This is a genomic window from Massilia sp. UYP11, assembly GCF_050434805.1.
Lineage (GTDB): Bacteria > Pseudomonadota > Gammaproteobacteria > Burkholderiales > Burkholderiaceae_D > Telluria.
This window is the reverse complement of record NZ_JBNDJE010000019.1, coordinates 53,845-74,615: the sequence shown is the minus strand read 5'-3', so window position 1 is coordinate 74,615 and position 20,771 is coordinate 53,845. Positions and strand designations below refer to the sequence as shown.

Annotated in this window: 21 protein-coding genes; 10 read left to right on the top strand and 11 right to left on the bottom strand. The window is 68.6% G+C overall.

The features are described 5' to 3' along the window. Window positions 1–8: 8 nt before the first annotated feature. Entirely contained in the window at window positions 9–1,046 is a 1,038-nt protein-coding gene (locus tag ABIB38_RS20215; protein ID WP_429206493.1) for a GlxA family transcriptional regulator, read from the bottom strand. A gap of 151 nt (window positions 1,047–1,197) precedes the next feature. Here ABIB38_RS20215 and ABIB38_RS20210 point away from each other — a divergent pair, with 151 nt between their 5' ends. Further along, window positions 1,198–2,304 carry an S-(hydroxymethyl)glutathione dehydrogenase/class III alcohol dehydrogenase gene (locus tag ABIB38_RS20210; RefSeq protein ID WP_429206492.1) on the top strand — a complete coding sequence of 369 codons (1,107 nt, stop codon included), beginning with the start codon at window positions 1,198–1,200 and terminating at the stop codon, window positions 2,302–2,304. A 10-nt stretch (window positions 2,305–2,314) separates the two neighbouring features. On the opposite strand, the gene ABIB38_RS20205 is transcribed toward ABIB38_RS20210, so the two are convergent. Then, window positions 2,315–3,310, bottom strand: a complete 996-nt coding sequence (locus ABIB38_RS20205; protein WP_429206511.1) for a Kelch repeat-containing protein — start codon at window positions 3,308–3,310, stop codon at window positions 2,315–2,317. A 26-nt stretch (window positions 3,311–3,336) separates the two neighbouring features. After that, entirely contained in the window at window positions 3,337–4,245 is a 909-nt protein-coding gene (locus ABIB38_RS20200; RefSeq protein ID WP_429206491.1) for an alpha/beta hydrolase, read from the bottom strand. Between the two features lie 208 nt (window positions 4,246–4,453). On the opposite strand from ABIB38_RS20200, the gene ABIB38_RS20195 reads away from it, so the two are divergent. After that, entirely contained in the window at window positions 4,454–4,648 is a 195-nt protein-coding gene (locus tag ABIB38_RS20195; protein ID WP_429206490.1) for a hypothetical protein, read from the top strand. A 73-nt stretch (window positions 4,649–4,721) separates the two neighbouring features. Here the strand turns inward: ABIB38_RS20195 and ABIB38_RS20190 are convergent, their stop codons facing one another. Continuing rightward, window positions 4,722–4,958: a hypothetical protein gene (locus ABIB38_RS20190; RefSeq protein WP_429206489.1), complete on the bottom strand. Its 237-nt coding sequence runs from the start codon at window positions 4,956–4,958 to the stop codon at window positions 4,722–4,724. A gap of 188 nt (window positions 4,959–5,146) precedes the next feature. Between ABIB38_RS20190 and ABIB38_RS20185 the strand changes: the two genes are divergently transcribed. Together ABIB38_RS20185 and ABIB38_RS20180 are read left to right on the top strand one after the other, a co-directional pair. Continuing rightward, the gene (locus tag ABIB38_RS20185) at window positions 5,147–5,284 is read left to right on the top strand and encodes a hypothetical protein (protein ID WP_429206488.1); all 138 of its coding nucleotides are present in this window, start codon (window positions 5,147–5,149) and stop codon (window positions 5,282–5,284) included. A 59-nt stretch (window positions 5,285–5,343) separates the two neighbouring features. After that, the gene (locus tag ABIB38_RS20180; RefSeq protein ID WP_429206487.1) at window positions 5,344–5,715 is read left to right on the top strand and encodes a hypothetical protein; all 372 of its coding nucleotides are present in this window, start codon (window positions 5,344–5,346) and stop codon (window positions 5,713–5,715) included. 22 nt (window positions 5,716–5,737) lie between these two features. Here ABIB38_RS20180 and ABIB38_RS20175 read toward each other — a convergent pair whose 3' ends face one another. From ABIB38_RS20175 to ABIB38_RS20150, 6 genes are all read right to left on the bottom strand, one after another. Beyond that, window positions 5,738–5,959 (bottom strand): hypothetical protein, encoded by a 222-nt coding sequence (locus ABIB38_RS20175; RefSeq protein ID WP_429206486.1) that lies wholly within the window; start codon window positions 5,957–5,959, stop codon window positions 5,738–5,740. 137 nt (window positions 5,960–6,096) lie between these two features. Continuing rightward, complete coding sequence (locus ABIB38_RS20170) at window positions 6,097–8,928, bottom strand: bifunctional diguanylate cyclase/phosphodiesterase (RefSeq protein ID WP_429206485.1); 2,832 nt, start codon at window positions 8,926–8,928, stop codon at window positions 6,097–6,099. Between the two features lie 146 nt (window positions 8,929–9,074). Continuing rightward, window positions 9,075–9,845 (bottom strand): fused MFS/spermidine synthase, encoded by a 771-nt coding sequence (locus ABIB38_RS20165; RefSeq protein ID WP_429206484.1) that lies wholly within the window; start codon window positions 9,843–9,845, stop codon window positions 9,075–9,077. Between the two features lie 53 nt (window positions 9,846–9,898). Next, on the bottom strand, window positions 9,899–11,437 hold the full coding sequence (locus tag ABIB38_RS20160) for a CitMHS family transporter (protein WP_429206483.1): 1,539 nt from the start codon (window positions 11,435–11,437) through the stop codon (window positions 9,899–9,901). Between the two features lie 140 nt (window positions 11,438–11,577). Next, the gene (locus ABIB38_RS20155; RefSeq protein WP_429206482.1) at window positions 11,578–13,029 is read right to left on the bottom strand and encodes a sensor histidine kinase; all 1,452 of its coding nucleotides are present in this window, start codon (window positions 13,027–13,029) and stop codon (window positions 11,578–11,580) included. Between the two features lie 4 nt (window positions 13,030–13,033). Next, entirely contained in the window at window positions 13,034–13,720 is a 687-nt protein-coding gene (locus tag ABIB38_RS20150) for a response regulator (protein ID WP_429206481.1), read from the bottom strand. 134 nt (window positions 13,721–13,854) lie between these two features. Between ABIB38_RS20150 and ABIB38_RS20145 the strand changes: the two genes are divergently transcribed. From ABIB38_RS20145 to ABIB38_RS20120, 6 genes are all read left to right on the top strand, one after another. Further along, entirely contained in the window at window positions 13,855–14,928 is a 1,074-nt protein-coding gene (locus ABIB38_RS20145; protein ID WP_429206480.1) for a porin, read from the top strand. 34 nt (window positions 14,929–14,962) lie between these two features. Then, the gene (locus ABIB38_RS20140) at window positions 14,963–15,943 is read left to right on the top strand and encodes a tripartite tricarboxylate transporter substrate binding protein (RefSeq protein ID WP_429206479.1); all 981 of its coding nucleotides are present in this window, start codon (window positions 14,963–14,965) and stop codon (window positions 15,941–15,943) included. A 239-nt stretch (window positions 15,944–16,182) separates the two neighbouring features. Continuing rightward, entirely contained in the window at window positions 16,183–16,806 is a 624-nt protein-coding gene (locus ABIB38_RS20135) for an exopolysaccharide biosynthesis protein (protein ID WP_429206478.1), read from the top strand. 92 nt (window positions 16,807–16,898) lie between these two features. Continuing rightward, complete coding sequence (locus tag ABIB38_RS20130; RefSeq protein WP_429206477.1) at window positions 16,899–17,174, top strand: hypothetical protein; 276 nt, start codon at window positions 16,899–16,901, stop codon at window positions 17,172–17,174. Then, complete coding sequence (locus ABIB38_RS20125; RefSeq protein WP_429206476.1) at window positions 17,164–18,348, top strand: GGDEF domain-containing protein; 1,185 nt, start codon at window positions 17,164–17,166, stop codon at window positions 18,346–18,348. Before ABIB38_RS20130 ends, ABIB38_RS20125 begins: the two co-directional genes overlap by 11 nt. A 135-nt stretch (window positions 18,349–18,483) precedes the next feature. Continuing rightward, window positions 18,484–19,497 (top strand): hypothetical protein, encoded by a 1,014-nt coding sequence (locus ABIB38_RS20120; RefSeq protein WP_429206475.1) that lies wholly within the window; start codon window positions 18,484–18,486, stop codon window positions 19,495–19,497. On the opposite strand, the gene ABIB38_RS20115 is transcribed toward ABIB38_RS20120, so the two are convergent. Continuing rightward, window positions 19,471–20,568, bottom strand: a complete 1,098-nt coding sequence (locus ABIB38_RS20115) for an AI-2E family transporter (RefSeq protein WP_429206474.1) — start codon at window positions 20,566–20,568, stop codon at window positions 19,471–19,473. The genes ABIB38_RS20120 and ABIB38_RS20115 overlap by 27 nt on opposite strands. Window positions 20,569–20,771 lie beyond the last annotated feature (203 nt).

The window sequence follows — 20,771 nt, the reverse complement described above, 5'->3', positions numbered from 1 at the left end:
TGCGGCGCTCATGCGGCGCTGTCCAGGCCGGTGGTGGCGAACCGTTCGCGGTAGATCTTCGGCGCGATGCCCAGCTTCTTCATGAACACCCGCCGCATGTGCGCCTCGTCGCTGAAGCAGGCGCGCGCGGCCACCGTCTTCAAGGGCAGCGCAACGTCGGCCAGCAGGTGGGTGGCGCGCTCGAAGCGGCTGGCCTCGATGAATTCCTGGGCGCTCAGGCCCACTTCTTGCTGGAACACGCGGGCGAAGTGGCGCTCGCTCATCATCGCCCTGGCGGCCAGTTGCGCCGTCGTCAAGCGCTGGTGCAGATTGTCCAGGATCCAGTTCTGCAATTCGCGGATGGTCGGGCGCGCCGTGCGTTCGCTCTTGAGGTAGGAGCTGAACTGCGACTGGCCGCCGGGACGCTTCAGGTACAGCACCATTTCGGTGGCCACCTCGAGCGCCAGGTCGCGGCCGAAATCTTCCTCGACCAGGGCCAGCGCCAGGTCCATGCCGGCGGTGACGCCGGCCGAGGTCCACAGCTTGCCGTCGCGGATGAAGATCGCGTCGGCCTCGACTGCGATGGCGGGGTAGGCCGCCTGCAGGCGCGCGGCCACGCTCCAGTGGGTGGTGGCGCGCCTGCCGTCGAGCACCCCGGCGGCGGCGAGAAAGAACGCGCCCGAACAGAGCGACGCCAGGCGTTCGATGCGGGGGCAGGCCGCCGCCACCCAGTCGACGATCGCGGCGCCGTCCGCCAACGCCGCCTCGATGTGGCGGGCGCCGACCACGATCGCGCTGTGGGGCAGGGCCAGCGTGTGCAAGACCTTGGTCGCCTCGAGCGACATCAGGGTGTCCGACCGCACCGGGCCGAGGCGGGTCGACGCGATGCGCACGTCGTAGCCGGGCGCGCGGCCCTGGCCTGAACGTGCGAGATGCAGGTTGGCGTACTCGAACACCGACATCGGCCCGATCGCTTCGACGGCCTTGAAGCCGGGGTAGACCACGATGTCGACGGTCCGGGTGCGTGCCGTGCTGGCGTCGATCGCGGGTGGGAGTATGCTGGTCATGCGCCATTGTCGCTGTCGCGACCGGCAAAATCCAGTCTTCGAGCGGCAAAATCCTGCCATTCTCGCGCCGCGGCGCGCAAGGCGCCGGCCGCGGCGCGCATACTGCGGGCAGATAGCACCACATCACATCAATGCAAGCGAAGGAATCACCATGAAAACCAAAGCAGCCGTCGCATGGCAGGCGGGCCAGCCGCTGACGATCGAAGAAGTGGACCTGGAAGGCCCGCGCGAAGGCGAGGTGCTCGTCGAGCTCAAGGCCACCGGCATCTGCCACACCGATTACTACACGCTGTCGGGCGCCGATCCGGAAGGCCTGTTCCCGGCCATCCTGGGCCACGAGGGCGCCGGCATCGTGGTCGAGGTCGGCCCGGGCGTGACCACCCTGAAGAAGGACGACCACGTCATCCCGCTGTACACGCCGGAGTGCCGCCAGTGCAAGTTCTGCCTGTCGCGCAAGACCAACCTGTGCCAGGCGATCCGCTCGACCCAGGGCCGCGGCCTGATGCCCGACGCCACCTCGCGCTTCTCGCTGGACGGCAAGCCGCTGTTCCACTACATGGGCACGTCGACCTTCTCGAACTACATCGTGGTGCCCGAGATCGCGCTGGCGAAGATCCGCAGCGATGCGCCGTTCGACAAGGTCTGCTACATCGGCTGCGGCGTCACCACCGGCGTCGGTGCGGTGCTGTTCTCGGCCAAGGTCGAAGCGGGCGCCAACGTGGTCGTGTTCGGCCTGGGCGGCATCGGCCTGAACGTGATCCAGGCCGCGAAGATGGTCGGCGCCGACAAGATCATCGGGGTCGACATCAATCCGGCCCGCGAAGCCATGGCGCGCAAGTTCGGCATGACCGATTTCATCAATCCGAACGAGGTCGCGAACGTGGTGGACCACATCGTGCAGCTGACCGACGGCGGCGCCGACTACAGCTTCGAATGCGTCGGCAACACCACGCTGATGCGCCAGGCGCTCGAATGCACCCATAAAGGCTGGGGCCAGTCCTTCATCATCGGCGTGGCCGCCGCCGGCCAGGAAATCGCGACCCGGCCGTTCCAGCTGGTGACCGGCCGCGAATGGAAGGGCTCGGCCTTCGGCGGCGCGCGCGGGCGCACCGACGTGCCGAAGATCGTCGACTGGTACATGGAAGGCAAGCTCAATATCGACGACCTGATCACCCACCGCCTGCCGCTCGAGCGCATCAACGAAGGCTTCGACCTGATGAAGAGCGGCGAATCGATCCGCTCGGTGGTGCTCTACTGACGCATGCGGATCAGTCGGCCGGCAGCGTGAGCGCTTCGTGCGCCGCGCTGGCCGCGACCCCGACTTTTTCTCCGCCGCCCATCAGATAGATGCGGTTGCCGACCACCGCCGCGCCGTGCCCATGGCGCGGCGTCGGCATGGCCGGCAGGGCCGACCAGCGGTCGCTTGCCGGGTCGTAGACCCAGGATTCGCCGAACACTTTGGCTTGCGGGACGAACTGCTCGCCGCCGAACACATACAGTTTTCCATCATGGGCAGCCGCCGCCAGGCCGCCCTGGGCCAGCGGCAGCGGCGAGCGGGTCTCCCAGCGATCGCGGGCCGGGTCATACACTTCCAGGGTCGCCACGTTGACCGGACGCGACCTGCCGTTGGCCCCTGCGACCATCTGGCGCCCGCCCACGACGTAGATCTTGTTGTCGATCACCGCGCCGGCGGCGCTGTTGCGCGCGCTGGGCGCGTCCGCGATGCGCGACCAACGGCCCGACTGCAGATCCAGCGCCTCGGCGCGGCGGGTGTCGGCGTGTTCGCTGATGTGCTTCGCATCGGGGCGCGTCGGGACGCGCCCGCCGATGAAATAGATCCTGGCGCCGACGGTCGCGACCACGCCTTCCGCGCGGGGCTGCGGCAGCGCAGGGCCGGTCGACCAGCGGTCGGCCTTCGGATCGTAGACGAACACCGAGGCGTGGGCGCGCCAGTCGGGAATCGCGCCCGAGAAGCCGCCGATGCCGTAGATCTTGCCGCCGGCCGCGGCCAGGGCGATGTGATGGCGGCCCTCGGGCAGCGGCGCCAGCCGGGTCCAGCGGCCCGCTCCCGGGTCATAGGCTTCGAACAGATCGGTATAGCCGGGGGCCGCGCTCAGGATGCCGCCGGCCACGTAGATCTTGTCACCCAATACGGCGGGATAGATTTCCTGGCGCGCCAGCGAGGCGTCGGCCGCGCGCGACCAGGTCTGCGCCAGGACGGCGCCGGAAGCGGTGAGCAAACTCAGCGCCAGCAGTGCCGGCATCGGTTTCAAGATAGGGGCTCCCTGGATTAGCGCTCGATCGCGAGCGCCTGTTCGATCACCCGCAGCACCTGCGGCCAGGCGGGCGAGGTCGTGGCGACTTCGTCGTAGTGGCTCGCTTGCGGCAGGATCACCACCTCGGCGGCGTCGCCGGCCGCTTTGGCGCGTGCCGCATAGTCGTGCGCCACGCGCGGCGGAGAAATGGTGTCGAGCGCGCCCGTCACCAGCCAGGTGCGGCTGCCGTTGGGCATCAGGTCGGCGGCATTGGTGTCGGCCAGTACGTCCGGCCGTCCGGGGCTGGGCGTGCCGGCCAGTTGCGCGAGGTCGCGGCCGCAGCTGGACTTGATCAGTGCCGCCTCGTGGCGCAGGTCGGCCAGGCCGCCCAGGCTGACGACACGGTCGACCTTCAGGCCCCCGGCGCGGTACAGGGGGCTGGCGGCCGGGATGCGCGCACGGCCTGCGATCCACTGCACCAGCTGGCCGCCGGCCGAATGACCGATCGCGACGACGCGTTCCAGGTCCAGCGCGTGGGCCGGCGCACTGGCCGCGAGCAGGTCGAGCGCCGCATGCATGTCCAGGTACATGCCGGGATAGCCGCCGCCTTCCTCGTCCACGCGCCGGTATTCGACGTTCCACACGGCGATGCCGCGCGCGGCCAGGGCGCCGGCCATATTGCGCAATTGCCGGATGCCGCCGAACTTGCTGGTCCAGCAGCCGCCGTGCACCAGCACCGCCACCGGGAACGGCCCGCTGCCCTGCGGCACGAACAGCTCGGCGTATTGCGAGGGCGCCGGGCCATAGGCGAGCCTGGCGGTGGGGGCGGGGCCGGTCAGGGCCAGGTAGTCGTCGAGCGTCATCGGCGGGAGATTCGTCGGGGCGGCGTGGGCGTTCAGGAGCGCGCCGAGCAGGAAGGCTGGAAGCAGTCTGGACAGGCGCATGGGATCGGTGGCCGAAGTGGTAAAACGCCACTATAGCCGAGTTGTTATTGCGTGAGGAAACTGCACTGGCGGCAGGTCAATCGAAAAACCGGGCTGCTTGATCCGTGCTAGTCTGCGCTCGAATGCACCTTAGGCAACCGCGTTGCCTTCCATGTCATCGCGCACCGGCCGGCATCGCCGCCGCGCGCGTCCAACCTGAGAGGCCCAGATGAGCGAACACCATTCCCACACATCCCGGCGCGAGCGCGTCGGCCAGCACTTCCATTCCACCCCCGACCCGGAATATCCGGGCGAACCGCCGGCGCCGCCATCGCCGCCGCCGGTGCCGGACGACGTTCCCGACCCGGTCAATGCCCCGGTCGAGGAGCCGCGCCTGCCCGAACCGCCGATCCGGGCACATTAACCGGTCCCGGGCACATTAGCCGGTCCCGGGCGCAGACCGGATCCCTGCGCATGCGCGGGAATCCGTTGGTGCGTCAGCGCGAATCCCCCTGGCGGTTGCCGTCGGGCGCAGCGCCGCCTTCACGGCCTTCCTTGTCGCAGTCCTGCGCGCCATCGTCGGCCTGCCGGTTCGCTGGCAATGGCGGTATTTCGCGAATCAATTCATCGGTCTCGTGCTGTCCCGGGGAACGTTCGCCGCTACCGATGTCCGCTTCCTCGTACATCGTGCGGCCCTTGTTCTTGGGATCGATACTGGGCGTTGGGTCGTTCATGCTGTGCTCCGCTAAAGTTGTCAATGTCGTACGATCCTAACAGGCCGACCACAGTGCCGGCGCGCGGCAGGACGGCGCATGCGGTGTTGCTTTTTCGTCGTCGGTGACGCGGGTGTGCTCGCTGTCACACTGCGGCAACAATGCGGTTTCTATAATGAGCTTGTAACAATAAAAGCCAGGAGGAGATGATGGGTTCGACTTTGTACAACAAGATTTACCTGGGCCGCCGCCCGCTGCTGGATTCCAGCCACGCCCGGCTGGCGCTGCTGCTCGGCGTGCTTGCCGGCGCCGGGATCGGATGGTACGCGCTGCGTTCGCTGCGCTGAAGGTTGCCGCCATGGGCCGAGGCGCGTACCATGCGCCCTTTGCTTAACTGAATGCGGTAATGAAAAACGACAAGCTGACGACGGACGAATACGATGCGCTGGAACTGGTGCGCCTTGGTGGCAAGCAGAACCTGGCGACGGCCTGCGTCGGGCGCAACACCAAGCGCCTGTGCGGCATCAAGTTGATGTCCTTGAGCCGCGACAAGCGGCTGGCGCTCACCGAAAAGGGCGAGGAAGTGCTGTTCCTGCGCCGCTGCGTGCTGGGCCTGCGCGCGCTGGCAGCCGACCCGATGGCGGCGGTCGACGACGACGTGCTGCGCTTCCTGGGCCGCAAATCGCACGTCCTGCCGCTCGAGACGGGTGGCCATGCGCTCAGCGAGCGCGGCCGCGAGTCGCTGGCCGACATCGACCAGCAGGAAGCGCGCCACTGATCCTGGCTTGCAGCGCTGGCCACTAGCTGGCGCGCCGCGGCTTCGGATAGACCAGCGCCCGCACCGCCACCTCGGCCGGCACGTTCATCGTGGCCAGGAATTCCGCCGCGCGCGCCAGGCCAAGCGTCGGGACCGACGCCACCGCCTGGTTCACCAGGTCGCGCGTGCGGCCGTCCACGCGCTGCCTGCGCACCGCCTGCGCGCCAGACTCGTTCGCTGCCTCGGGCGTCTCGTTGATCATCATGGTTCGTACTCCGTCAATGCACGATAAGGACGGTGATTGTACGTCGATTGACAACCAAATGACTATGGAAATGTTTTCGAGAAGACAATTTTCATGCCTCCCGGATAGGGCGTCGCAGCGCTGTCCCAGCGGCGGTCTCAGGCGGGCATCGACGCTTCCTGCTCGCGCTGTAGCGCCGGCAGCGCCCGGCGCTGGCGCAGCAGCTGCTCGAATTCAGGGGCCGCCAGCGGCTTGCTGAAGTAATAGCCCTGCATCTCATCGCAACCACGGCTGCGCAGGTAGTCCAGCTGTTCCGCCGTTTCCACGCCCTCGGCGATCACCGCCAGCTTCAGGTTGTGGGCCAGGGCGATGATCGAGGTCACGATCGCGGCATCATTGGCGTCATGCGTGATGTCGGCCACGAAGGAGCGGTCGATCTTGAGCACGTCGATCGGGAAGCGCGACAGGTAGGAGAAGCTCGAGTATCCGGTGCCGAAGTCGTCGATCGAGAGGTTGACCCCGAGCGCCTTCATCCGGTGCAGCAGTTCCACCGCCGGCGTGACGTCGCTCATGAACAGGCTTTCGGTCAGCTCGATCTCGAGGCAGGATGGGTCCAGGCCCGTCTCGCGCAGGGCCGACTCCAGGCTGTCCAGCAGGTCGGGCGCGCCGAACTGGCGCGCCGACAGGTTCACTGCCACCCGCAGGCGCGGCAGGCCGGCATCCTGCCAGGCCTTGTTCTGGGCGCAGGCGGTGCGCATCACCCAGGCCCCGATTTGCACGATCAGGCCGGTCTCCTCGGCCACGCCGACGAAGCGGCTCGGCGGCACCATGCCCAGCTCCGGATGGTTCCAGCGGATCAGCGCTTCCATGCCCACGATCTGGCCGCTCTTGAGGTCGACCTGCGGCTGGTAGTGCAGCACGAATTCGTCGCGTTCGAGGGCGTTGCGCAGCGCGCTTTCGATGCGCACCCGCTCCAGCGATTCCTCGTTCATGGCCGGGGTGTAGAACTGGAAGTTGTTGCGGCCCAGCTTCTTGGCGCGGTACATGGCGATGTCGGCATGTTCGATCAGGTGGTCGCTCGACGTGCCCTGGCTTGGATACACCGCCACGCCGATCGAGCAGGTGACGAAGAACTCCTTGTTGCCGAGCATGACCGGCTGCGCCACCGCATGCATGACCCGCTCGACGATGGCCGGATTGAGCGGCTCGTCGGCGTGCTCGCCCAGGATCGCCACGAATTCGTCGCCCGACAGGCGCGCCACGGTGTCGGCGTCGCGCAGCGACGAGCGCAGGCGCGCCGCCACCGTCACCAGCAGCACGTCGCCGGCCTTGTGGCCCATGCTGTCGTTGACGAACTTGAAGCGGTCCAGGTCGATCAGCATCACCCAGACCGGACGCCCGCTGCGGTTGGCGTAGGCGATCGCCTGGCCCAGGCGGTCCTGGAGCAGCGAGCGGTTGGGCAGGCCGGTCAGCACGTCGTGCTGGGCCACGTGGTGCACGCGCTGCTCGGTCAGCTTGCGTTCGGTGATGTCGCTGCCGGTGCCGCGGTAGCCCTGCAGCTCGCCCCGGTCGTCGAAGATCGGCTGGCCATTGACCAGGAACCAGCGCGTCTCGCCGTGGTCGTTGACGATCTGGTATTCGAGATTGGTGAACGCCTCGTGGGCCTGCATCCTGGCCAGGTGCGCGCGCCCGCCCTCGCTGTCGAGCAGCCCCGGCACGCATTCCCAGCGCGTCTTGCCGAGCAGGCCCTGGACCGCCACGCCCGACTTCTCGGTGAAGCCGCCGGTGACCATCGTGAAGCGGAAATCCTGGTCCTGCTCCCAGTACCAGTCGGACGACATCGAGACCAGCTGGCGGAAGCGCTGCTCGCTTTGCAGCAGCGCCTTTTCGGCGCGCTCGCGCGCGGCCATGTCCTCGATCAGGCGGCGGTTGCTGCGGCGCAGGTCCGAGGTGCGCTGGCGCACCAGTTGCTGGACCGCGCGCGCGCGCATCCCCGCCGATTGGACGAAGGCGGCGCCGAGCAGCGTCACCAGGATGCCGCCCACCAGCAGCGCCACCGAGGCCATGTGGTCGGCCAGGAACGGACGCGGCGCGGCGGTGACCTCGACCCGCCATGGGCGTCCGCCGGCCTGCAGCACGGTGGCGCGCTCGCCGTGGCCTGGCCTGAGCCAGCTGGCGAGCGCCGGGCGCGCCTGCGGCGCGGCAGGGCCGGTCGACAGCAGCAGCGTCGCCGGCTCGGCCTGTTCGCCGGCATATACCGACACGAAAATATCGGCCCGGTCCAGGAGGCCAGCCCCCAGCAGCGACTGGTGCATCAGTTGCCTGGCCCGGATGACGACCGCGGTATTGCCGAGCAGTTCGCCGCGCTTGCCGAATACCGGCATGACCAGGTCGAAAGCGGCGGTCCCGGTCCGCACCAGCATGAACAGGCTCGTCGCGGTGGGCTGGCCACTGCGACGAGCCTGGTCGAGCGCGGTCATGAGCGATGCGTCGGGGCCCAGGTCCAGACCGAAGGCGCCCTCGTTCCCAGGCATCGGCTCGACGTACTCGATCACGTGATAGCGTTCGCGCGGCGCCGCCGGCGCCAGGCCGCCCGGCGTCTTTTCCATCAGGACGGCGCCCGGCCGCACGCGCTGCAGTTCGGCCTCGACCGCCGCGCGCTCGTGCGCCGGCACCACCCGATGATAGTGGAAAGCCTGGATGAAGCGATGCCGCTCGAGCAGGCGCGAGGTGAAGTCGGCGAAGCGTTCGCGGCTGACCGGCTCGCCGTTCGAGAACAGCTGGTTGGTCACCGCCAGCACTTCGATCGCGCCGTCCATCCCCTGGCGTATCGCCGCCACCCGCTCGTCGGCGCGCTGGGCGAAGGCGAGCGCCATATTGTCATACTCGAGGTGGCTGACGCCGATGAACAGCCCGAATGAAGCCGCCAGCCCGCCCCCCAGGGTGAGGGCCGCCGCGAGTGTCAATGAACGGATTGGTCGGCGCGGCATGGGGTCGTGTTCCTGGGCTATGGTAGGGAAGTAGTGGTGCGTTGAAAGAAAACTGATTTCCGGTAGGCATTTATCCGCGCAAGTGTGTCATAAACGCGGTAGGCTCGCAAACGAATCCTGTCGTGCGAGACAATTCTTCCACATGCTCAACGCCGCGCCAGCCAGGCCACCAGCAGGCGCGCCAGCAGGCGGTTGCTCCAGCCCAGGCCGCGCCCTTCCTTGCGGGCCATGCGCTCCAGCAGGCGCTCGCCGCGGCCGGGGGCCGCGCCCGGGCGGCCGGGACGGACCGCGAACAGGATCCGGTTGTTGCCGGCGATGCGCGCAAACCAGGCCAGGCGGCCGTCGAAGGCGGCGCGCAGGCGCTGCAGCGCGCTCGCATACTGGGGATCGTAGGTAAACACGTTTGCCACCAGCACGCCGCCCGGATGCAGGGCGCGCCGGCAGGCGCCATAGAACGCGCTGCTTGCCAGGGCGCCCGGCAGGCCCCGGCTGTCGAAGCCGTCGACCAGCAGCACGTCGCAGCAGCCCGGCATGCGCGCCAGGTAGTCGGCCGCGTCGCAGTGCAGGACGTGCAGGCGGGCGTCGTCGGGCGGCAGGCGGAACTGGTCGCGCAGGGCGATCACGTCCTGCCGGATCTCGAGCACGGTGATGCGGGCGCGCGGAAAGTGGCGGTGGCAGAACTTGGCCAGCGAACCGCCGCCCAGCCCGACCATCACGATGTGGCGCGGATCGGGCACGAACAGCGCGAAGCACATCATGGCGCGCGTGTATTCCAGCACCAGCGCGTCGGGACGCGAGACCAGCATCTCGCTCTGGACGTCCCCGGGCGTGAATTCGAGGGTGCGGCGGTCGCCCTCGGTGCGCACCAGGGGCGGGTGGTCGTCGAGGGCGGCCGGGCGGTCGAGGGGAACAGGCATGGAAGAAGTATATGCGAGCGGCGCGCCCGCCAGGCGCCGCCCGCATTCCGGCGTCAGGCGCCCGGACCCATCAGCGGCACCACGCCAAAGATCACGGCCGCGACCAGCATCACCAGCGAGGCCGAGATCGACCAGATCAGGGTGTAGCGCTGGTGGTCGCCGAATTCGACCTTGCACATGCCGACCAGCAGGTAGGTGGACGCGACCAGGGGACTGAGCAGGTGGACCGGCTGGCCGATGACCGAGGCGCGGCCGATCTCCGCCGCCGTGATGCCATACACCTCGGCCGCCTTGGCCAGCACCGGCACCACGCCGAAATAGAAGGCGTCGTTCGAGATGAAGAAGGTGAACGGGATGCTCAGCAAACCGGTGACGATCGCCATGTAAGGCCCCATCCATTCCGGCACCGCCGCGATCACGCTCAGGGCGATGGCGTCGACCATTTTCGTGCCCTGCAGGGTGCCGACGAAGATGCCGGCCGCGAAGATCAGCGACACCACCGGCAGCACGTTGGCCGCATGCGCCTCGATGCGCGCCTTCTGCGCTTCCAGGCCCGGATAGTTGACGGTGATGGCGATCGCGAAGAAGATCATGAACAGCACCGGCAGCGGCAGGGCGCCCAGCACCAGCAGCACCAGCAGCGCCGCGGTCATGAGGAAGTTCACCCAGATCAGTTTTGGGCGCGCGGTGTCGGGCGAGGACACGCCGGCCGGCGGCTCGTCGCCCCCGCCCGATCCACCCGATCCACCCGATCCGCCCGTGAGCGGGGCGCCGCCATCGGCGTCGATGCGGCCGGCGGCGAAGGCGTGCACATTGCCCTCGCGCCCAATGGGGGCCGGAGCGGCCGGGGCGGCCGGGGCGGCGCTCCATTGCCCGGTGGTGCCGTTCATGGCGCCGGCCACCGCGAGTTCCGGGAAGGCCGGCAGGACAGTCGCCGGGGCCGGCTTCCTGACGGTCGCCTGGCCCGGCAGGCTGACGCTGCCCAGGCGCTTGCGCTCGCGCATGCCCAGCACCCAGGCCACGAACATCACCCAGATGGCGGTGACCGCCATCGGCAGGATCATCGGCACGAAGATGTCGCTCACGTCCACGCCCAGCGCGGTGGCGGCGCGCGCCGTCGGGCCGCCCCACGGCAGGATGTTCATCACGCCGCCCGCCAGCATGATGACGCAGGCCATCGTCAGGCGGCTCATCCCCAGGCGCATGTACAGCGGCAGCATGGCCGACACCGTGATCATGTAGGTGGTGGCGCCGTCGCCGTCGAGCGAGATGAACATCGCCAGCGCGGCGGTGCCGACCACGATCTTCATCGGGTCGCCCTGCACCAGTTTCAGGATGATGCGCACGACCGGGTCGAACAGGCCGGCGTCGATCATGATGCCGAAATACAGGATGGCGAACATCAGCATCACGCCGGTGGGGGCCAGGGCGCGGATCCCGTCGAGCATCATCGGGCCGAGGCCGGCGCCGAAGCCGCCGATCAGGCCGAAGACGATCGGCACGACGATCAGCGCGACCAGCGCCGGCAGGCGCTTGGTCATGATCAGGAACATGAAGACCACGACCATCGAATAGGCGAGGATGGTCAGCATGTCATGCTCCGCGAAGGGATAAGGGATGGCGTGGCCAGGACGGCGCGCGCGAAAGCCGGCTGCTTCATGATGTCTCCGATCGTTGTCGTGAATGGGGTAGTGCCCCGTTTTCGCCAACTATAGGCCGCGCAAGCTTTCAATCAGCTTTCAGCGCGCGGCGCATCGAAGACCACCTCGACGCGCAAGCCGCCGGCATCCGCGCGCCCGAGCGTGAGGGCGGCGCCGTGCAGCGTGGCGATGTCGCGCACGATCGCCAGCCCCAGCCCGGTGCCGCCCGGATCGGCGTCGAGCGTGGCCTGGGCGCGGTAGAAGGGCATCACCACCTTGTCGATCTCGGCCTCGCTGATGCCGGGGCCGCTGTCGCTCACCGCCAGCACGACCCGGTCGTCGCGCCGGCCCACCCACAGCAGCACGCTGCCGCCCGCCGGCGTGTAGCGGATCGCGTTGTCGACCAGGTTCGCCGCCAGTTCGTGCAGCAGCAGTTCCTGGCCGACGACCGTGGTGTCGGCGTTGGCCGCGACTTCGAGCGCCAGGTCGATGCCCTTCTGCACCGCCGGCAGGGCCAGTTCCAGGCCCACCTGGCGCGCGACGAGCGCCAGCGCCACCGGCCGCGCATGCTCGCCGCCGCCACCATGCTCGATGCGCGCCAGCAGCAGCAGGCGGTTGGCCAGGTGGATGGCCGAGTCGGTGGTGCCGGCGATCGCGCTGACGATGGCGCGCATCGCCGCCGGATCGTTCTCGCGCAGCGCCAGCGCGGCCTGGGTCTTGAGCACCGCGAGCGGGGTGCGCAGCTGGTGCGAGGCGTCGGCGATGAAGCGGCGCTGGCTGGCGATCAGGTCCTGCATGCGCGCCATGGTGCCGTTCATGGCCGCCACCAGCGGCCGCACTTCCTTGTGCACCAGGGCTTGGTCGATGGTCGACAGGTCGGACAGCGCCCGCGTCTCGACCTCGTTCTTGAGCCGCATCAGGGGCCGCAGCACCAGGCGCACCGCAAACCACACCAGCGCCGCCACCGCCAGCACCAGCACGGCCTGGCGCAGCAGGGTGTTGAGGAGGATGTCGCGCGACAGGGCGTTCCTCGCGTCGAGCGTCTCGCCCACCTGGATCAGGGCGATGCCGCGCATCGAATCGTCGTAGACCGGCTGCAGCAGGGCCGCGATGCGCACCGGTTCGCCGTTGTAGCTGGCGTGGTAGAAGCGCACCAGGGCCGGATACAGGTCGCTGCGCGGCACGCCCGCCGGCACCGGCGGCAGGTCGTCGTAGCCGCTGACGGTCTCGCCATCCAGGCCGGTGACCTTGTAGTAGATGCGGCCCAGGGTGTCGGTCTCGAAACTGTCCAGCGCCACGTAGGGGACGTCGGCCACCACCTTGCCGCTTCTCACCGTCACGCGCTCGGCCAGCGCGCGCGTGGACGACAGCAGCGAGCGGTCGTAGGCGACGTCGGCCGCGTCCAGCGCGTCGCGGTACAGCGACACGGCATTCGCCGCCACCAGCGCCACCAGCGGCAGGATCAGCCAGCGCAGCAGCTGCTGGCGCAGGCTGCCGAGCGGCCCGGGCGCGGCGCGCGGCAGCGGGGAGGTGCGCTGGTCCATGGCCTCAGGCGGGTTTTTCTTGCATCAGGTAGCCGATGCCGCGCAGGGTGACGATGGCGGCGTCGCCGCCGGGGCGTTCGAGCTTCTTGCGGATGCGGTGGATGTACAGCTCGATCGCGTCGAGATTGGCGTCGTCGCTCAGGGCGAACACTTCCTGGAACAGCTTTTCCTTCGACAGCGCGCGGCCCGGCCTGGTGATCAAGGCTTCGAGCACCGCGTGCTCGCGCGGCGTCAGCGCCAGCGGCTCGCCGCAATACGAGAACATGCGCGAGACCGTGTCGAAGGCGAGCTGGCCGCAGCGGTGCACCAGCGCCTCGCTGCCGCCGCGCCGGCGCAGCAAGGCTTTGACGCGCGCCTCGAGTTCGGCCAGCTCGAACGGCTTGGACAAATAGTCGTCGGCGCCCAGGTTCAGGCCCTGCACCTTGTCTTCCAGGCCGCCGCGCGCGGTCAGGATCAGCACCGGCGTGCTGGCGCGCGCGCCGCCGCGGGCGCGCAGGCGGCGCAGCACGTCCAGGCCATCCATGCGCGGCAGGGTCAGGTCCAGGATCACCAGCGCGTAGTCCTGGGTGTGCAGCAGGGCGTCGGCGTCGGCCCCGGTGCGCGCGCATTCGACGGTGAGATGGGCGTCGCGCAGCGCCTTCGACACCCAGTGCGACAGCTCGACGTGGTCTTCAACTAGCAGGATTCTCATCGCGCCAGTGTAAGCGCAAAGGCCGGGCGGCGGAAAGGGCGGGCGTCGACGGCCGACTGAAAGCGAATTGAAAGGTAGTCGCGCATATAGTCGGTCGAATAAAGCAGCACAAACATATAAGATTCGGAGACACCATGAAGCAGTCGGCCCTCGCGCTCGCCGTCCTGGCAGCGCTTTCCCTGAACCATTCGGTTTTCGCCCAGAGCAATGTGCAGGTGTATGGCCTGATCGACGCCGGCGTCGAGTACGTTAACCATGCCGGCGAAGACGGCGGCAAAGGTGGTGGCAACATCTTACGCGTGATCTCGGGCGGCAAGAACACCTCGCGCTGGGGTTTTCGCGGCAGTGAAGACCTCAAGGGCGGCCTGAAGGCGGTCTGGCAGCTCGAAGGCGGCATCCTGATGGATACCGGCGAAAGCGACGGCGCCGTGTTCAAGCGCCAGGCCTGGGTGGGCCTGGACGGTTCGCTCGGGCGCCTGGTCATCGGCCGCTCGTTCACCACCACCTATGAACTGGTGATCAAGTTCGATCCGCTGGGTTTCGCCCCCAATTATTCCTGGGCCACCGGCGCCAGCGCCACCGGACCGTCGAAGTACGGCATGACGACCCAGTTCGACAACCTGGTCAAGTACACGGGAAAAAGCGGCGGCTTCACCTATGGCGCCACGATCGGCCTTGGCGAGCGCGCGGGCAGCCTGGCCGAGGGACGCAAGCTGGCGCTCGGCGGCTCGTGGTTCGGCGAGGGCGGCCTGGGCTTGATGGCAGCCTATGAGCGGATCAACGGCATCGCCGTCGCCGGCGTGCCCGCGCGCGACGACACCGCCGCCTACCACCTGGCTGCGGATTACCAGACCGGCGAATGGCGCTACACCGCCGGCATGCGCGGCTACCGGCTTGACGCTGCCCGCGCCGGCGCCGACCTGCGCGCCGACACCTATTGGGGCGGGATCTCGCGCACGATCGACGATGTGACCCTGACCGGCGCCGTCTACCACGTCGATACCGGGGACGTGCCGGACGTCGGGGATGCCGACCCGACGATGTTCGTCGTGCGCGGCATGCTGGCGCTGTCCAAGCGGACCACGCTCTACCTGTCGGCCGCGCATGCGAAGGCCGACCACGGCCAACTGGTCGGCCTGTCGCGCGACGACCCCGGTTTCGGTTCGACCCAGACCGGCGTCACGGCCGGCATCCAGCACCGTTTCTGAGCCGGTTCGCCACTGCAGCCGGCATGGCGCTATCATGCCTCCCATGAGATTCGTGCACACCTTCCTCGCCATCCTGGGCCTGGCGCTGGCTGCGCCCGGCGCCGCCCAGCCGCGCGAGGCCGAATGCCTGATCCCGTCCAAGCCCGGCGGCGCGATGGACCTGACCTGCAAGCTGGCGCGCAAGGCCCTGCACGGCCAGGGCGGCGCGCCCGAGCTGCAACTGAGCTACCTGCCGGGCGGCGTGGGCGCCGTGGCCTGGCATACGGTGGTGTCGCAGCGCCGCGCCGAAGCGAATACCCTGGTCGCCTTTTCCGGCGGTTCGGTGCTCAACCTCGCGCTCGGCAAATTCGGCGCCGCCGACGTCGACGACGTGCGCTGGGTGGCGGCGTTCGGGGCCGACTACGGCATGGTCGCGGTGCGCGCCGATTCGCCCTGGCGGTCGCTGGACGATCTGTTGACCGCCCTGAAGCGCGATCCGGGCAAGGTCTTGATCGGCATGTCCGGCACGGTCGGCAGCCAGGACTGGATCAAGATGGCGCTGCTGGCGCAGATGGCCGGCATCGATCCGCGCAAAATGCGCTTCGTCGCCCTCGAGGGCGGCGGCGAGCAGTTCATCGCGATGCAGGAGAATCACGTGCAGGCGGTGTCGGGCGACACCTCGGAGGCCTTGCTCCATACCGGCGCTGGCCGTGTGAGGGTGCTGGCGGTGCTGTCCGAACGGCGCCTGCCGGGGGCGCTGTCGGGCGTCAAGACCGCGCGCGAACAGGGCTACGACGTGGTCTGGCCCGTGATCCGCGGCGTGTGGATGGGTCCGGACGTGCCCGAGGCCGATTACCGGCGCTGGGTGCAGGCGTTCGCCAATATCGAAGCCAGCCCGGAATTCGCCGAAAAACGGGCCCGGGCCGGCCTGTATCCGTTCTCGCTCACCGGCGACGCGCTGACCCGCTACATCCGGCAGTCGGTCGCCGGCCACCATCGCCAGGCGCGACAATTCAAGCTGCTGCGCGAACGCTGAATACCCGACCTGAAATCCTGGCGAGCCCTTCATTGTCACCGTCTGCTTTCGAGGCGATCGAAAAGTTGCAATGCAGTTAACGAAATGACGCTGCGCGATGACGATTGCCGGGCAATTCGCAGTGCCGAGTCGCCGTAACGCGTATACTGCTGTCGCTCCGTCGATATGGTCACGGCCGCGCATTCCCCGCCGCCGGGCCCGACAGATCCCGCATTCACGACACCAGGACAAGAAACGCCATGAACAGTGCACCGATTTCCCAGACGCTCCGCTCGCTGGTCCGTTCCCTGCCGCGCACCGGCATCACCCTCAGCGAACTGATACAGCGTGTCGGCAACGATGGCCTGCTGATCCTGGTCACCCTGCTGACGCTGGTGTTCCTGATCCCGGTGTCGATTCCGGGCGTGAGCACCGTGTTCGGCGCCGCCATCCTGCTCATCAGCGTGAGCCGCCTGTTCGGCCGCAACCTGTGGATCCCGGCGAAGATCGAGCACCGCATCATCGGCACCCGCAAGCTGCGCCCGCTGCTGCGCAAGGCCTTGTCATGGCTGAAAAAGCTCGAGCGCGTCAGCCGCCCCAACCGCATCGAGTGGCTGGTGACCGGCGGCACCATGGCGGTCATCAACAACCTGGCCCTGATCCTGGGCGCCGTGCTGCTGATGATGCCGTTCGGTCTGATCCCATTCAGTAATACCTTCCCGGCAGTAGCCATCCTGTTCCTCGCCATCGGCCTGCTGCAGCGCGACGGCCTGTGCATCCTGCTGGGCCACGTCAGCAATGTCGTGACGATCCTGTATTTCGCCGTCCTGATCGGCGGCGGCGGCCTGGCCATCCGCGAGGTGTTCAACCGCTTCGCCGGCTGAGGACGATGCCCGGGAGCAACGTCGATGCGGAAGAGTTGGCTTGTTGCAAAGCATCTTCTTCTGATAAGCTGGCCGCTTCGACGAAAGAGCCCATGTTCCTGGATCATCCCACCATGACCGCGACCAATGCTGTGGCCGAGCCGGACCGCCTGGAGCGGCTGCAGCGCGTTTACGGCTACGCGACGGCGCTGGCGGATGCGGCGGGCGATGGCGGTTTCGTCGATAAAGTCACGCAGCTGCACGACCACAAGGGCACCCTGATCGTGTTCTGGCACGAGCCGCCCCTGGATGCGGAGCGGGACTATTTCACCCGCGCCTGGGCCAGCAAGGTCGGCGACGGCACCCTGAACGTCGAACATGAGTACTGACACAATGATGCTGGACGCGTCGACCATGGTCCTGGTACTTGCATTGGGCAACCTGGCCCTGTGCGCGCTGCTGACCTTCTTCAACCACGGACCGACCCGCTCGCCGGCGCTGACGCTGTGGGGCCTGTCGAAGCAGATCCAGGGCAGCGCCTGGCTGCTGCTGGCCCTGGGCGACGCCGGCGTGGTGCCGGCCCCGATCGCGGTGCCGGGCGGCTATGCCTTGCTGTTCGCCGGCGTGGCGGTCGAGGGCGGCGCCGCGTGGGAGGCGGCGCGGCCGCGCGCCTGGCGCACCCCGACCATGATCGTCGGCGGCGTCGCGATCCTGGGCTTCTTCCTGTGCTACCTGATCGACGAGGAGGGCTTGCGCGCCGTGGCCGCTTCACTGCTGCTGGGCGGCTTCTATTTCTCGGGCGCGCTGGCCCTGGCCTGGCGCTGGGGCGAGGCCAGCCTGCTGCAGCGCTTCCTGGCGCTGGCCAGCATGGCGCTGGCCCTCGTGGTGGCCGCGCGCGGCCTGTCGGTGCTGCTGCTGCCGGGCGGCTGGGGCTGGCTGACGAGCGAGCTGCTGGGCCAGCTGTCCAGCGGCGCCCTGTACCTGCTCATGCTCGGCAATGCCTTCGGCGTGCTGCTCCTGACCCGCGAACGCCTGCAGGACGCGCTGCAGCGCGCCGAAGTGATCGATCCGCTGACCGATGCGCCGAACCGGCGCGGCCTGTTCCAGCTCCTGGGTCCGTGGATGGCGCTGGCGCGCCGCCCGGGCCTGCCGACCGCGCTGGTGGTGTTCGATCCGGACGGCTTCAAGCGCGTCAACGACAGCTATGGCCATCCGGCCGGCGACGTCGTGCTGCGCCAGATGGTCGAGCTGTGCCGGCGCCAGCTGCGCGACAGCGACCAGCTGGGGCGCGTGGTCGGCGTCGAGTTCGCGCTGCTGCTGCCGCGCACCAACCTGCTCGATGCCGCGCAGGTGGCCGAGCGCATCCGCGCCGCGATCGAGTCGACCCCGTTCAAGGGCGAGCGCGCGATGATCAAGCTCACCGCCAGCTTCGGCGTCACCACCATCCGCCCCGAGGACAGCACCACGACCCTGTTCCAGCGCGCCGACGAGGCCTTGCAGCGGGCCAGGCAGGGCGGGCGCAACCGCGTGGAGCTGGCCAGCGAGACGCTGGCCGAGGTGTGAGCGGCCTCACCATGTGAGCCGCAGCGACAGCAGCAGTAACAGTAACAGCAGCAGCAGCGGCGGGCGTTGGCGTCGCGCCGTCATGCGCATGTCACGGGCGAGGATTATCCTGCGCTCAGTTCAACTGGACATGCCATGCAAGCCTCACCTGCCGGATCCACCGAGTCGCCCGTCTACGCCGCCGTTGAGCTGGGCTCGAACAGCTTCCGCCTGCACGTCGGGCGTGTCGAGGACGGCGTGCTGCGCCTGGTCGCCACCATGGCCGAGCCGGTCCGGCTGGCCGCCACGCTCGACGAGGACGGCATGCTGTGCGCGGCCGCCATGCGCCGCGCGCTGGGCTGCCTGGAGGCGTTTCGCGGCGTGCTCGACGCCTGGCGCCCGCAGGCGGTGCGCGTGGTGGCGACCTCGGCCCTGCGCATGGCGCGCAACGCTGCGCTGTTCCTGCCCGCGGCCGGCAAGGCGCTGGGCCGGCCGGTCGAACTCATCGCGGGTGACGAAGCCGGTCGCCTGGTCTACCTGGGCGTGGCGGCCACGCTCGGTGCGCAGGACAGCGGGCCGCGGCTGGTGGTGGACATCGGCAGCGGCTCGACCGAGCTGGTGCTGGGGCAGGGCGCCGCGATCCGGCGCATCGAATCGTTCGCCGTGGGCGCCGTGCGCCAGAGCCTGACCTTCTTCGCCGATGGGCGCCTGGACGCCGCCGCCTTCGACGCTGCGGTGCGTTCGAGCCGCAGCCGCTTCGCCGAGGCCAGGCTGGGCGCGCAGCGCTGGCAGCAGGCGGTCGGCGCCTGCGGCACGGTGCGCGCGCTGGCCGAGATCGCGCAGCTGCACGGTGAGGAAGGCGTCTTGGGCCGCGCCGGCCTCGAACGGCTGCGCGCCCACTTCGTCGGGATCGGCCACCTGGCCGGCGTGCGCCGGGCCTATGCGGCGGCCGAACGCGCACCGCACCTGCCGGGCGGGCTGGCGATTCTGATCGGCTTGATGGAAGAACTCGACATCGGCGAGCTGGCGCCGGTGCGGGCCGGCCTGCGCGTGGGCGCGCTATGGGATTTGCACCAGCGGGATGTGCACCAGCAGGACTTGCAGCAGCAGGCGGCGGCGGGCGCCGCCGCGTTGATCGACCCGCTAGCGCGTTCGCTCGGCGTCGCCTGACGCCTCGGCGACCGGCTGCCCGGGCGGCGGCACCGTCAGCAGCGCCGTGCCCGGCGGCTCGTCGCGCAGCCAGCCGAACAGGATCGCCATCATCAGCGGGCCGACGAACAGGCCGATCACGCCCATGGTCGAGACGCCGCCCAGCAGGCCGAACAGCACCGCCAGGAACGGCAGGTTGACGCGCTGCCCGATCAGTTTCGGGCGGATGAATTTATCGACCAGGAACAGCTCGACCGCGCCCCAGGTGAACAGGCCCAGCGCCTCGGCCGAATGGCCCTGGCCGAACAGCAGCAGCGAGACCACGGTGAACGACAGCGGCGCGCCGCCCGGGATCAGGGCCAGGTAGCCGGTGATCACGCCCAGCAGCACCGGGGCCGGGGCGCCGGCCACCCAGTAGGCCACGCCCAGCACGATGCCTTCGAGGATCGCGATCGACCCCAGTCCCAGCGCGGTGCCGCGCACCGACAGCGGCAGCACGCGCCGCAGCTTGGTGTACTGGTCGGGCAGCAGGCGCGCGCCGGCGCGGTCGATGTAGTGCATGACGCTCGAGCCGTGCACGTACAGCACGAACAGCGTGAGCATGGTAAGGAACAGATACAGGGCGTTGGCCAGGATCGTGGAGCCCCAGACGCGCGCGGTATCGGTCAGGTGCGGCATGAAGTCGCCCACCGTGGTGCGCACCAGAGCGTTCAGTCCGCCCGGCACGGCGAGGTGCTCGAGCCACCACTTGACGGCCGGTTCGGCCACCAGCGGCAGGTTGGCCAGCCAGCTCGGCACCGGCACCCCGGTCTGGTTGAAGCTGACGAGCATGCGCTGCAGGCTGGCCAGCTCGTAGGTGAGGGTGTGGAACAGCAGCACCGACGGTCCGACGAAGCTGACGATCAGGAGCAGCAGCATGAAGCTGGCGCTGGCCAGCGGCGCCCAGCCGCGCCGCAGCAGACGCTGGTGCAACGGCCAGGTGATCACCGCGAGCAGGCCGGCCCAGGCGATCGAGCCGAGAAAATGTTGCAACAAGAAGGCCAGGGCGATGGCGAACAGCACCGGCAGGATCAAATGAGCTTTGTTGCGCATACTGGCCCGGATCGAATCACGTTTTCCTCAAAAAATTTCTGCGTCGCGCGGAGTTTACAGCAGAGTTGTCCGCTTGAAAGAATAATACAGGATGCATTCCCAAAAAAGCGGAGTTTACGGAATGAATTCTTCTGAAAAACAGAAGGCCGCCCCTATGGGAATAATATTGTGACACCGATCGGCGCCGGTGGCGACAGGCGCGC